Source organism: Blautia hominis, assembly GCA_002270465.1.
Taxonomy (GTDB): Bacteria; Bacillota; Clostridia; order Lachnospirales; family Lachnospiraceae; genus Blautia; species Blautia hominis.
The window spans coordinates 757675-771349 of the sequence record NQOF01000001.1 but is presented as its reverse complement, the minus strand read 5'-3'; the positions used below and the strand labels follow the sequence as shown (position 1 = coordinate 771349).

The window sequence follows — 13675 nt, the reverse complement described above, 5'->3', positions numbered from 1 at the left end:
GGACTGCCGTACAGTTTGCAAACAGACTGTGCGGCGTTTTTAAGGTGAAGGAGAGGACAGAAGATGAAAATATATAATATTTATTTCAGCCCTACAGGGGGAACGAAAAAGGTGACAGATATTCTGTGCAGCGTCTGGGAAGAAGAAAAGCAGGAGATTGATCTGGCAGTCTTCGGAGCAGACTACAAGAGGTATACCTTTGAAAAAGAGGATATCTGCATTGTGGGAGTCCCCTCTTATGGGGGAAGAGTGCCGAAGGCAGCCCTGGACGCGCTTGGACAGATGAACGGCCGGGGCGCGCAGGCTGTTCTCGCTGCGGTATATGGAAACAGAGCTTATGATGATACATTGCTGGAGCTAAGGGAGGCACTTACAGGTGCCGGATTTCACTGCACAGCGGCAATAGCGGCTGTGGCGGAACATTCTGTTATGAGGCAGTTTGGCGCAGGAAGACCGGATGAAGCAGACAGAGCAGAGCTGCAGGGATTTGCAGGAAGCATAAAAGAGAAGCTTGAGAGACAGGATAGAGAAGGGGAGGTAAAGGTACCGGGAAAGAAACCCTACAGAAGCTACAACGGAATCCCCTTAAAGCCCAAAGCCAATAGATCCTGTACAAAATGCGGAGTGTGTGCGGAAAAATGTCCGGTGGGGGCAATTGCCCGGCTGAACCCGTCAGAGACGGACAAGGAAACATGTATATCCTGTATGCGCTGTATTTCCGTCTGCCCGCAGAAGGCCAGAGGGGTAAACAACATTATGCTGAAGGCTGCCGCTGCAAAAATGAAAAAGACTTGTTCCGGCAGAAAAGAGAATGAAATTTTTCCGGCATAAAGGATATAGTATCGAATAGAAAAGACAAGGAGCAGAGAGATGATAAAAGCAGTATTCTTGGATTATACAGGCACCATCATTGAGGAGGGCGGCCCGGACGGCATGGAGATGCTGAGACGGTGTTACGAAAACAGCGACATTGAGAGCATGGAGGCCATGCTGGCCTACTGGTGGAAGCTGATAAAAACTTTTGAGGCTGTCAGTTATAAAGAAAACTATATCACAGAGGATGAGATCGTGGACAAAGCGCTGGAGGAATGTGCGGAAAAAATCCATCTGAAGGAAGATTTCAAGGACCTGCACCGGCTCTGCCAGCGTTTCTGGGCGTACGCCCCGGCATTTCCCGACACAAAGGAGTTCTTTGAAAGATGCAGTGTTCCGATCTACGTTATCAGCAACAACGGTCTCTCCTACGTGGAGGAGGGCATGCGTGACAAGAACCTGCACCCTGCGGGAATAATCTGCGGAGACATGGTTAGGGCATATAAGCCCCACAAAGAGATCTTTTTGAAAGCGCTGGAGGTAAGCGGCCTTCACCCGGAGGAGGTCATCCATATCGGAGATTCCCTCACCTCAGATGTGGAAGGGGCTTTGGGAGCAGGGATCACCCCTGTACTGCTGGACAGAAAAGGCGGTAAGACCTGCCATGGGATCACAGTGATACACTCACTGCCGGAGGCACTTCCTATCATAGAAAACCGGGAGTGACAGACGCCATGGGACCGAAGGCTGTCAGGTGAGCTTCAATGCCAGATACAGAACCACTGCGTCCCGAAATTTTCGGGGATTCAGTCCGCACTTTTTGTAAATACGGTCCAGCTTATATTGGAGTGTATTCTTATGCAGGAACAGCCTGCTGCTGGTATGTCCAAGAGACATATCCTCCTCAAAATATACAGAAAGCAGGGAAATATCTTCTGCATCCAGGGCATCCAGTGTTTTCCGGAGATATTCCGCTTTGCAGCCCTCCTCCACGGAGGAGAGGATCAGTTCCAGGGTGAGGTCATCAAAGACCGCATAATGCCGGGCGGCGGAGGAGACAATACTTTTTTGTGCAGCAGCCCCCGTTTCATAAGACTCTGACAACTGAAAGACAGGGCAGCTTTTTCCCACAGAGATTTTCAGCCGTCCCTCCTGTTGGCAGGCAAACTCTGCGAGAACAGGCGAAATCAACGGAAATCTACGGCTGTCCACAACAGCCAGATATTCACTGGGATAATGAAACGTGCAGAGCGTAATACCGGTTTTGGCAAACATCTGCTGAATCTTTTGCTCTGCTTCAGCAGTATTCATAGGTGCTCTGCCGGAGCGGATATGAATGAGAAGCATCCTGTAACTGCCATTTTTGTTCACTTGAAATTGTTCCAGTGTATCCAGAAGATAAGCCTGAGAAAGATTTTCCCGGTTGATAAGAGAGTGGATCACATAATTCATTTTCTCCGCCTGGGTACGGCTGAAAGTATTCAGCTCCCTTTCCCGAATCAAAAGGCCGGTGATACGTTCCGCCAGATAAGCATATTTGCGCACCTGATCCGGCGGTCCGCTGATACCGATGACAGCCACAAAAGAGCCATTATAAAAGACCGGCAGGTTGACACCCTTCTGCGTCCCGGCAAACAGGCTGTCTGTATCCACCTCCAGCATTTCCCCCTTCTCTGCAGCCTGCTTTCCGATTTCATGAAAACTCCCGATTCTTCTTTCGTCCGTACTGGCATAAATCATGCCTGTATGGTCAATAAAATTCACATTCTGCCCGCATACATCCTTTACCGTGGCCACAATCTGCTGCGCCAGCTTTTTATCAATAGAATTTTCCACTATATTTTCCCCCATAAACATTCAAACCACAGTTCCATCATAACATTTCCACTAAAAGTCTGCACCGTAGTACACATCAAAACATTTCTTCTATATACAAAACCGATTTCTTCCAACTCAAACCTCATTTTACCCCTTCCCCCGCCTCTATTACTGAACACAGTATAACAATATTTTAGTACAAATACCATAAATACTAAAAAAAACCTCAAAAAAATATTACACATAACATTTCCCAAACACTCGATTTTTGCTATATTAAAGAAAAAAGACACGGGAGGAAATAAAAATGAGAGTAGTCACAGCCATAGATTCATTAAAAGGAAGCCTTTCATCCATGGAGGCAGGCAGAGCCGTCCGTGAAGGCATACTCCGTGCAGACCCAGAGGCAGAAGTGGAAGTCAGGCCGCTGGCAGACGGTGGTGAGGGGACCGTGGAGGCCCTGGTTGGAGGAATGAACGGAAAGACCCAGCAGGTCACCGTGACAGGCCCTCTTGGTAAGCCCGTAACATGCCAATACGGAATCATAGAGGACACCGGGACAGCCATTATTGAGATGTCAGGAGCAGCGGGGATCACCCTTCTGACCCCAAAAGAGAGAAATCCCCTTCATACCACCACATTCGGTGTAGGCGAGGTAATAAAAGACGCCATAGAAAAAGGGTGCAGAAGATTCATTGTAGGCATCGGAGGCAGTGCTACCAACGACGGCGGCATTGGCATGCTGCAGGCATTAGGATACGGTTTCCTAAATACGGCGGGGGAACAAGTCCGGTACGGCGCAGAAGGACTTTCCGAACTTACAGCCATCACCACAGACAACGTCATCCCCGGGCTGGCCGAATGCGAATTCAAAATCGCCTGCGACGTGACCAATATACTATGCGGTGAGCAGGGCTGCAGCGCAGTATACGGCCCCCAAAAAGGAGCCACCCCCTCCATGATCATCCAAATGGACGAGTGGTTTGGCAAATACGCCGCACTGGCGCAGAAAAACTTCCCCAAAGCGGACCCCAAGCAGCCCGGAACAGGAGCAGCCGGAGGCCTGGGTTTTGCGTTCCTCACATTCACCAACGCAGTTTTAGAATCCGGCATCCGCATTGTTTTGGAAGAAACCAGACTGGAGGACCACATAAGACAAGCTGACCTGGTCATCACCGGAGAAGGCCGTCTGGACGGCCAGACCGCCATGGGAAAAGCCCCTGTAGGTGTAGCAGAGCTAGCCAAAAAACACGGAAAACCGGTCATCGCCTTTGCAGGAAGCGTCACAAAAGATGCCAAAGCCTGCAACGAAAAAGGAATAGACGCCTTCTTCCCCATCCTGCGCGGTATCACCACACTGGAAGAAGCCATGACCCCCAAAACCGCCCAAGCCAACCTCACAGACACCGCAGAACAAGTATTCCGCCTGCTAAAAACCGCCCCCACCCTAATAAAATAATCCTATAATTTTTTCCAAAGCTCACCGCACCAACATACACTAGCGGCCAATGAGAAACAGGAAGGGGCGGAGGAGGGGCTGGATATGCCTGTGTGCGATGTTCCAGTGAAGCGCCAGGGAGATCCACCTGCCCCAGTTACTTAATGAAGAGGCCATTGCCGATGAATTTAGGAACTGGGAGCAGGTTAGCTCCGTGGCAGCGGAACGCTTCGCTCACAGGCATATCCAGCCCCTCCTCCGCCCCTTCCGTCCGCATTCACTCTCTAAGCATCCCACAGTTGCCCCCACCCCCCAAACATGCTAAAATAAAACCAAAAACCAGGGAGAACAAAAAAATGTCACAAAAAAGGCTGTCAGACACAGTAGCAGACACGATCCTGTCCATGATCGTAGTAGACAAAAAATACAAACCGGGCGACAAACTTCCAAATGAAAACGAATTCTCCGAAATACTTAAGGTCAGCCGCACCACCCTGAGAGAAGCCTTCCGCATTCTGGCTGCAGGCCAGGTAGTGGAGATCCGGCGGGGAAGAGGCACATATGTCAGGGAAGACTTTGCAGACCCCTCCATGGATGCCCTGTCCGATTTGACAGCGGCCAGGGTAGATGCAGGAGACCTGTACGAGATGCGGCTGATCTTCGAGCCGGAGGCTGCCTACTATGCGGCAAAACGTGCTACAGACAGAGAGCTGGAACGGATTTTAGAGCTGGGAGAACAGATAGAAGAGCGTATCAGGGAAGGCAGAGACAGAAAAGCCGTGGAGCAGGAGTTTCACAAAGCCATAGCCAGAGCCACCCACAACGAGTTCATGAACCGCCTCATGCCCATTCTCTTTACTGCCATTGACAAGGGCGTGACACTTTCCAGGGAAAAACGGGAAGCGGAGACCAACACAGTATCAGACCACCGGATGCTCATGCAGTTCCTGCAAAACAGAAATGCCGAGGGTGCCAGATATGCCATGAAGATCCACATGATACATGCGATCGAACAACTGGAAATCCCCAAGGACGCACTCCGTTAGACACCGGGCGGAGCATGAAAGGAAAACTTCCGGACAGCACACAACAACTGTCCGGAGAAGGATTTCTAACCGGATTTTCAGACACACTCCCGGATACTTTCTGCGATGGCAGCCAGATATCTTTCATCCACAGGAGAATAAACACCTTGGAGCAGTTCACGCGCCTTGTCATAATAATACGCTGTATCACCGGACAGCGCATTGACCGGATAGCCCTCGGTCTTTATTTGTGCATAAATACGGTAAATGATCCCCATCTCATAAGGATTTTCCAGTTTCTCTGCGTAACCCAGCGCAGTTTCCAGATTCTTCAGCGCCTCCTCATATTCTCCCTGTCTGAGAAGTATCTGGGCATAATAAGAATACGGAAGGCTGCGCCCCCACATAAGGTTTCCCTGTTCATAACGGGCAATAGATTCTGTCAGGTACTCCTTGGCAGAACACAGATCCCCGCTGTCATAGGCAGCCATTCCCGCATAGGCGTAGAATACCGAAACACCGCTGACCAGAAAGTTGCTTCCCCCGATTTCCAGAGCCTTATGATAATACTCCATAGCTTTTTCATACTTCATGGAATGCCGGAAAGCCTCACCGATCCAGGAGTAGGCAGCAGCCAGATTGTACAGATGTTCATCTCTTGCAGGAGAACTGCTGAAGGTTTTTATGGCATCCTGCAGATGGGAAATCCCCTCCTTTAGACTGCCCTTCATGATATCCCCAAGACCCTGCAGACGTTTCCAGATAGCCACCTCATCGGTGAAATCCGTGGCCTCCAAAAGCCCCAGGGATTCCCGTACAACCTCTTCCATCTTGTCCGGTTCGTAGCGGTTGATATATACACAGATCAACTGGCGGTTTGCCTGCAGGAGTTTGGTGAGCCGGAAGGGGGAGGGTGTGTTTTGGTTCAGCTCTTTTAATTTAAGGATATAATACAACCCCTTCTCATAGCTGCAGATGCGGATATAATGCCGCCCTATCATATGCAGATAATCGGAGAGGATCTCCAACTGCTCCTCCCTGGAATTCTCATGGTCAAAAAGTTCAAAAGAAGATTCATTCACTTTATTTTCCACAGTATAAAGCAGTTCTTCTATACTGCTTAAGTCATCGGAAAGCCGTTCGCTTGTCTCCTCCCTCATATCCAGAGTAAATAAAGTTAGATTATTTCCGATGATCGGGAAAAATTCATGGGTCACATTCAGGTAATTATAAAGGTATTTGACAGCGTATTTCAGGTATTTCTGCCGGTTTGCGCCCCTCTCAAAATGAAAGATCAGCTTTGGATACAAGGCCATATCGGCCGGACCTTTGCAGAGGCGGCTCTCCAGATAGCGGCCTGCTTTATTGTGGAGGATCCGTTTTTTTGTCCATGACATTTCATCATACACATACTCCATGATCTTTTGGTGGGAGAAGGAGAAAAAGGTATTATCCCGGTCCATATTTTCCTTGAGCAGATCCTTATTCAGCAGATATTCAAGGATCTCCACCAGCTCGTAATCCTCTTTCCGGGACAGGGAGGAGAGGCAGTCATAAGATACCCCGTCAAAAAATATGGAGACCAGATTGAGGATCTGACGGTATTCCCCGGGAATAGGTGCTACACGCTGCTTGATGATATTGCGCATATTTGGAGTGATATCATCGGGGGAACCGTGGTATTTTATTGTATTTACAGCCTCAGTGATAAAAAGCGCGTTGCCTTCCGTCTCATGAAATAACTGCTCCTTCACGCTGTCTGTGAACACATAGCCGGGGAGCAGGCGGGAAGCCAGGGAGACGGTTTCATGATAGTCAAAACGGTTAACCGTGATACATTTTAATTGTCCGATGGAACACATATCCTCTGTAAAACGTTCTGCCTCCCCCTCCAGTGCGCTGCGGGCAGTGAAGAGAAAAATAAGATTCTGCAGGCTGTAATCTCTCAGGCTGGTAATGATGTCCCGCATGAGAGATAAGCTGACCTTGTCAGCCCACTGTATATCATCAAAAAAGAAGATAAGCGGCACCTGGGAGGACAGACGTATCAGTCCGTTGACAAAAATACGCTGTATGCTCTTGTAATCCAGGGTGGAGATATCGTCGGCATCCGGCATGGGATGGCACTGCTCCTGGGTGAACGGAAAAAGTGCCTGTATACTCTGCATAAGAGAGACATAGTGGGGGGCAGTCCCCGTATCAGCCAGATACTGTAGCAGTTCCCGGGCAGGCTTTTGCCAGGGCTTTAATATGTATTTTTCTTCCGCACAATAGCAGCGGGAGGAGAGTACAAAAGCATCCGCCGGCAGGTCTTGGAGGGAGAGGGCCTGCTGCATAAGCCTTGTCTTTCCAACTCCGGCCTCACCTAAAAGCAGAAGATGCTGTACCGGATCTTCCTGCCGGAGGGAGGCCAGATCCTTTTTGATGCATTCTAATTCTGTTTCCCTTCCATAGAAGACAGAAGAGATACGCTTTGGTGCTTTCAGCTCTTTTCTGCCCTCCAGAATCTTATTTACCTCCTCATTCCAGGTCTGCTCAATGACCAGAGCCAGATCCTGTATTTCCTTTGCCGGGGTCTCGAAGAGCTCCTGCTCCAGCAGGGATTCCAGGCGGTTATAGATGTGCAGAGCCTGGGTGTATTCTTTTCTGGAAAGATAAATCTGCATCAGATATTTGTATGCGGTCTCATCGAATTCATTGATCTGCATCTGTTTATGGCAGAGGGATTCGCAAAGCTGGAAATTCCCGGAGTCAAAGTGAGTAGAGATGGCCCGGTGCAGCTTTTTTAAATAGTGTGCTTTAAAGACCTGACGGGTATTCGTGACCCATTCGTTGAAGGAGACATTATTTTTCAGATAAAACCCCTCCAGAAAATCACCCCGGTACAGTGACAGATTTTGTTCCTCCCTCAAAAACTGTTCGGTGTCCAGTGTAAGGGAAAAGGCAGGGTTGATCTTGATCATATCCCCCGATCCTTTTACAAGAAAATCCTTTCCGAGATTTTTCCGGATGATATAAAACGCATTTCTTAAGTTGGAGTTGGTTTTCTCCTCCGTACATTTGTCTTCCCATATGAGGTCAGCCAGCGTATATTTATTTACTGATTGATTCAGGAAAAGGTAATACAGAATTGCTTCTGCCTGCCGATAGGGAAAAACAAGGGGTGCCCCGTCCAGCTCCATGGAAGGGCTGCCAAGCATAGATACCGCCAATTGCTGACTCATAAGATTCCTCCTGAAATATAAGGCTTAACTGTTCAATACTTTCGCAGTCACAGGCTTTTACACTCATTATAATACAGCGTCAAAAGATTACAACAAAAAATAAATTTTTTTGACATTTCTTTTTTGATACTTTTTTGATGCTCTGCCTGTATGCTTGGAAAAAATAGAAAACGGAAGTCAAGGGAAGGTGGAATCATGGAAAATTACAAAGTGATCGGAAAGGAACTTTCAAATGACCAGGCTTACGGCAAAGTGACCGGGCGGGTCAAATACTGCAGTGATATGCAGTCCTTGGGCATGCTCCACATGCGTCTCAAGGCAGGAACCGTTCCCCATGGAAGGATACGCCGCGTGGACGCCGGCAAAGCGCTGGCAATTCCGGGAGTCGTGGCAGTGTTTTCCTGTGAGAACACACCGGATCTCTGTTACGACAGGGGCAGGGTGGAGGCCTGGGAAAATGTGCCCAACCAGGAAAAACTGTTTGACAGGCATGTTCGCTTTCTGGGGGAAAGGGTGGCAGCGGTGGTGGCAGTCTCCGAAGAGACAGCGGCAAAAGCCTGTGAACAGATCGTTGTTGAGTATGAGGATCTGCCGGCAGCTATATCTGTGGAGGAAGCTGCCGCACCGTTTGCCCTGCCCCTGCATCCGGGCGGGAATGTCTATGAGGTCCCTGCCTTTGAGTACGGGAACTTTGAGGAGGCCGAGGGGGATCTTTTTCATGAGAGCAGTTCCCATATTGGAAGGATGACACATCTGGCTATGGAGACCCAGTCCTGCAGAGCAGCCTATGATGCCGCCGCCCAAAAGCTCACCATATGGTCAGGCTGCCAGTCTGTGTTTGGTGTCAGGAGCACGGTTGCGGAATATCTGGGAATGCCTTACGCCAGAGTCCGGGTCATAAAAGCTCCCATGGGAGGTTCTTTTGGCGTCAGACAGGAGACACTGCTGGAGCCGCTGACGGCATATGCGGCCAGAATGTTGGAGGCAGATGTAAAGCTGGTGTATACAAGAGAAGAGCAGATCGTGAATACCATGATGAAACACAGTCTGGACGGAACGGTGAAGAGCAAGATCACAAAAGACGGGACCATAGTGGGGCTTTCCATGTCCTGCACACTGGATGCAGGGGCTTATCTCACGGTATCCAGGGGATATGCCTCCACCATTGGAGAAAAAATAGCAAAAGTGTACCGTATGCCTAACATACATTTTGACAGTCAGGTGGTCTGTACCAACACGCCCATAAACGGAAGTTTTCGGAGCTGGGGTTCCTGTGAAGAGGCTTTGCTTTTAGAGAACCACTGGAATATGGTGTGCAGGGAGATGGATATGGACCCTGTGGAGTTCAGGCTGAAGAATATCCTGTACCCCTATGAGACAGAGGTCGTACATAAAATTCCGGTGGGAAATGTACATTTTCAGGAATGCCTGCAGAAGGGCCGGGAGGCTTTTGAATGGGAAAAAAGGAAGGAAGCGTGCAGAAAAAGAAACAGGGAGCAGAGAAGATACCGCTACGGAGTGGGCATGGCGCTGGCCTCCCATACCAGTTCCTTTTATCCCTACAGGGTGGATGTGGCCTCCGCAGCCGCCAGGATCCAGGAGGACGGCAGCCTGATTCTACATGTGGGCATTCATGACCACGGCTGCGGGACCGTCATGGCAATGAAAAAAATCGCGTCGGAAATTATGGAGATCGGACTGGATAACATTGAGCTGAACGAGGCAGATACCCAGAACAGTCTCTATGATTACGGCTGTTATGCCAGCAGGACCGTATATTCCCTGGGGCAGTCTGTCAAACAGTGCTGTGAACACATTCTGGAAATGGCAGGAGAGACGGCAGCGGCAGCCCTTGGATGCAGCAGGAGTTTTCTTCGCTACCGATCAGGGGAATTTTTTAAGGAGATGGATGAGTCGGTGAGGATATCCCTGAGGGAGGTCGTCCGTTATTCCATACAGACCATGGGACAGGATATCTACTATGCAAATACCACCAATGCCGGAGCAAATCCGGGCGTGGCGGCAGCTCATTTTACGGAAGTAAGGGTGGACACTTATACCGGCATGACAAAGATCATGGACTGCCTCTCTGTACACGATATCGGCAAAGCCATCAATCCTGATCTGTGCAAAGGGCAGGTTGGGAGCGGCATACAGCAGGGAATGGGAATGGCACTCTGCGAGGAGATAAAAATACATCCAAAGACCGGGCAGACACTCATAACGAATCTAAAGAACTATGAGGTGGCTAATGCCTGTGACCTGCCGGATTACCGGACTCTTCTGATCGAGGAGCCTGAGAACAGCGGTCCGTTCGGGGCAAAATCCATAGGGGAAGTGGTGGTGGTACCCGTGGCACCTGCCATAGTGGCGGGAGTCAACGACGCACTGGGCACCAACCTGACCAGACTCCCCCTGACCCCGGCAGTCATTATGGAAGCATTGGAGGAAAGAAACGTATGATACTGCATTTTACATTGAACGGGGAAGAGAAGACCATGGAAGTTCCGGGAGAAAAGCGGCTTCTGGATTTTATCAGAGAGGACCTGCACCTGACAGGGACTAAGGAAGGATGCGGGGAGGGAGAGTGCGGTGCCTGCACCGTAGTTTTAAACGGACAGGCCATTCACTCTTGTCTCACAGTTGCAGGGCAGTTGGAGGACAGTGAACTGCTGACTATCGAAGGGCTGGAAAAAAACGGTGAGATGGATGCCATCCAGAAAGCGTTTATCAAAAAAAGTGCGATCCAGTGCGGATTCTGCACCAGCGGAATGGTGATGTCAGCAAAGGCGCTTCTCCTTCACAATCCAAACCCAACCCAGGAGGAGATCAAACGTGCGATTGCCGGAAACATCTGCAGATGTTCCGGATACCGGGAGATCAGGGAGGCCATACAGGAGGCAGCCGAAAGCGGAAGGGGAGGTGCCACATGAGTGCAGAATACTTGCAGCCGAAGAGCTTTGAGGAACTGGAGAGCAGTCTGCTGAGGCTGACGGACAAATCGGTTATTTTAGCCGGCGGTACAGACCTGCTTCCTAAGATCCGCTCAGGAAAGAAGGAGCCGGATATTTATTTAAGCCTGTGCCGGTTAGAAATGCTGGGAAACATAGAAAGACAGGGGGATTGGCTGAAGATCGGTGCTATGGCAACCCATGAACAGGCTGCAGACAACCCTCTTATCAGAGAGTATTTTACCGGGCTTGCCATGGCCTGCAGCCGGGTGGGGTCCCAGCAGATACGCAACAAGGGAACGCTGGGCGGAAGCCTGGCAAACGCTTCACCGGCGGGTGATATTATGCCCTGCGTTTTTCTGTATGGAGGAAAGATAGAGATCTTAGGGAAAGAGGGAATCCGTTTTGTGGAAGCAAAAGAATTCCTCACAGAAAACGGACGGACCGTTCTTGGCAGAAATGAACTCCTCACATCCATCTGGCTTCCTGTGGAGGAGGGGCGGAAAAGCTGTTTTACCAAACTGGGAAGCAGAAGAGAAGTGACCATTGCCCAGATTTCCCTATGTATTTCCTGGAAAGAACAGGACCTTGCATGCAGGGATATGAGGGGGTTCATAGGGGCAGTGGATGTAAGACCTGTGGAGTTTGAATGTGTCAGTCTTCTGGGTGAGAGGTCCGAGGAGAAAAAAGAGGAAGCTGCCCAATGGCTGTCCGGGAAAATAAGATCTATACGGACAAGCAGGACCAGGGAATCCAAATTAAAGATAACAGAGGCGGAAAAGCGGTACAAAGAAAGAGCGGTAAAAGGAATCGTCTTTGATGCTGCAGAGATGATAGAGAGAGAAAGAAAATCCCCGGTGTCGGAAACGGCCAAGAGGGGCAGCACATTCCATACAGAGGAAAAAGGAGAGGGAAAATAATGAGCGGCGGGAAAAAAGAACGGCAGAAAAATATGACATTTACAAAATCAGTCTTTGTGTTTGCATTTGTAGTTGCGGCACTTCTCACGGTGACCATCGGTCTTGGCGGACCGGCCCATGTGGCAATGCTCATCGCGGCTGTTGTAGCCGGAATTGTGGCTGTGAGTTCCGGCTACGCCTGGGATGAACTGCAGGAGGGAATCGGTGACACCATCAAGGCAGCCGTGCCGGCGATTCTGATCCTGCTGGCGATCGGTGTGATCATCGGCGTCTGGCTGCTGGGCGGTATTGTGCCCACCATGATTTACTATGGGCTGAAGATCTTATCCCCTTCGGTCTTTCTGCTGGCAAGCTGTCTGATCTGTGCGGTGATCGCCACAGCCACCGGAAGTTCCTGGTCCACAGTGGGCACCATCGGTGTGGCACTTATGGGGATCGGCAGCGGGCTGGGGGTTCCTGCCGGTATGACAGCGGGCGCTATTATATCAGGAGCATACTTTGGTGACAAAATGTCCCCTCTGTCCGACACTACCAATCTGGCACCCGCTATGGCCGGGACCGATATCTTCACCCACATAAGACATATGATCTACACAACAGGACCTAGTTTTATGATAGCGCTTATCATATATGGAATCATTGGTATCAAATTTGCGGGTAATAATTTTGATTCCTCCCTGGTGGAGTTGTATACATCCACGCTGAAAGATATTTTTTATGTCTCACCCATTATGCTCATACCACCTGTGCTGGTGATCGTCATGGTGATCAAAAAGATACCGGCTCTGCCGGGACTGATCGCAGTGGCATTTCTGGGCTGTGTATTTGCACTGGTTTTCCAGGGGGCTGACCTGCAGTCTGTGATCTCCTCCGCTTTTTCCGGATTTTCTATTGAGACAGGAGTGGCAGAGGTAGATAAACTGCTGAACAGGGGCGGTATGACCAGTATGATGGAGATCATCTGTCTGATCCTTATCTCACTTTCTTTTGCAGGGATCGTGGAGAAAAGCGGCATGGTGAGCACTGTCATAGAGCGGGCGCTTAAGAACGCCAAGAAGGATTCCACGGTCATAACAGCAACGCTTTTGTCCACGATCTTTACCAATTTTGCAACAGGTGTGCAGTATGTGGCACTGATCATCCCGGGAAGAATGTTCAAAGACATATACAAAGAGCGGGGACTGCATCCGAAGAACCTGTCAAGGGCTTTGGAGGATACCGGAACGCTGTGTGCTCCCTTTGTTCCGTGGGGGACGGATGCAGCATTCCTGTCAGGCGTCTTAGGGGTGACAACAGGCATTTACGCACCGTTTTGTTTCCTGAATCTCATCAATCCCATTGTGTCCCTGCTATGTGCCCAGACGGGATGGACCATAGAGAAAATACAGAAGGACACTGTCCCTGCGGCAGAAAATGCAGGATAAAAAAATAAGAATAACGGCAGGGAAAGCACAGTAAATGGCTTTCCCTGCCGTTATTTGGCATC

The 13675-nt window shown here is 49.8% G+C and carries 10 protein-coding genes; 8 read left to right on the top strand and 2 right to left on the bottom strand.

Annotation, left to right across the window (positions count from 1 at the left end; translation table 11 throughout):
* Positions 1 to 63: 63 nt before the first annotated feature.
* Together CI595_RS03550 and CI595_RS03545 are read left to right on the top strand one after the other, a co-directional pair.
* The gene (locus tag CI595_RS03550; protein ID WP_095171762.1) at positions 64 to 831 is read left to right on the top strand and encodes an EFR1 family ferrodoxin; all 768 of its coding nucleotides are present in this window, start codon (positions 64 to 66) and stop codon (positions 829 to 831) included.
* Between the two features lie 39 nt (positions 832 to 870).
* Positions 871 to 1539, top strand: coding sequence for an HAD family hydrolase (locus CI595_RS03545; protein ID WP_095171760.1), 669 nt, complete (start codon positions 871 to 873; stop codon positions 1537 to 1539).
* Between the two features lie 24 nt (positions 1540 to 1563).
* On the opposite strand, the gene CI595_RS03540 is transcribed toward CI595_RS03545, so the two are convergent.
* Entirely contained in the window at positions 1564 to 2649 is a 1086-nt protein-coding gene (locus CI595_RS03540) for a CdaR family transcriptional regulator (protein WP_187143995.1), read from the bottom strand.
* Between the two features lie 289 nt (positions 2650 to 2938).
* Between CI595_RS03540 and CI595_RS03535 the strand changes: the two genes are divergently transcribed.
* Positions 2939 to 4090, top strand: coding sequence for a glycerate kinase family protein (locus CI595_RS03535; protein WP_095171758.1), 1152 nt, complete (start codon positions 2939 to 2941; stop codon positions 4088 to 4090).
* Positions 4091 to 4425: 335 nt separating this feature from the next.
* Positions 4426 to 5115: a FadR/GntR family transcriptional regulator gene (locus CI595_RS03525; RefSeq protein WP_095171756.1), complete on the top strand. Its 690-nt coding sequence runs from the start codon at positions 4426 to 4428 to the stop codon at positions 5113 to 5115.
* A gap of 77 nt (positions 5116 to 5192) precedes the next feature.
* Here CI595_RS03525 and CI595_RS03520 read toward each other — a convergent pair whose 3' ends face one another.
* Positions 5193 to 8318, bottom strand: coding sequence for an ATP-binding protein (locus tag CI595_RS03520; RefSeq protein ID WP_095171754.1), 3126 nt, complete (start codon positions 8316 to 8318; stop codon positions 5193 to 5195).
* A 195-nt stretch (positions 8319 to 8513) separates the two neighbouring features.
* On the opposite strand from CI595_RS03520, the gene CI595_RS03515 reads away from it, so the two are divergent.
* From CI595_RS03515 to nhaC, 4 genes are read left to right on the top strand one after another with little or no spacing between them, the layout of a single operon-like run.
* Positions 8514 to 10781 (top strand): xanthine dehydrogenase family protein molybdopterin-binding subunit, encoded by a 2268-nt coding sequence (locus CI595_RS03515; RefSeq protein ID WP_162291793.1) that lies wholly within the window; start codon positions 8514 to 8516, stop codon positions 10779 to 10781.
* Entirely contained in the window at positions 10778 to 11251 is a 474-nt protein-coding gene (locus tag CI595_RS03510; RefSeq protein WP_095171749.1) for a (2Fe-2S)-binding protein, read from the top strand. The genes CI595_RS03515 and CI595_RS03510 overlap by 4 nt, the downstream gene beginning before the upstream one ends.
* The gene (locus CI595_RS03505) at positions 11248 to 12189 is read left to right on the top strand and encodes an FAD binding domain-containing protein (protein WP_162291792.1); all 942 of its coding nucleotides are present in this window, start codon (positions 11248 to 11250) and stop codon (positions 12187 to 12189) included. The genes CI595_RS03510 and CI595_RS03505 overlap by 4 nt, the downstream gene beginning before the upstream one ends.
* The gene (gene nhaC / locus CI595_RS03500; RefSeq protein ID WP_095171745.1) at positions 12189 to 13613 is read left to right on the top strand and encodes a Na+/H+ antiporter NhaC; all 1425 of its coding nucleotides are present in this window, start codon (positions 12189 to 12191) and stop codon (positions 13611 to 13613) included. Before CI595_RS03505 ends, nhaC begins: the two co-directional genes overlap by 1 nt.
* Positions 13614 to 13675: the final 62 nt, after the last annotated feature.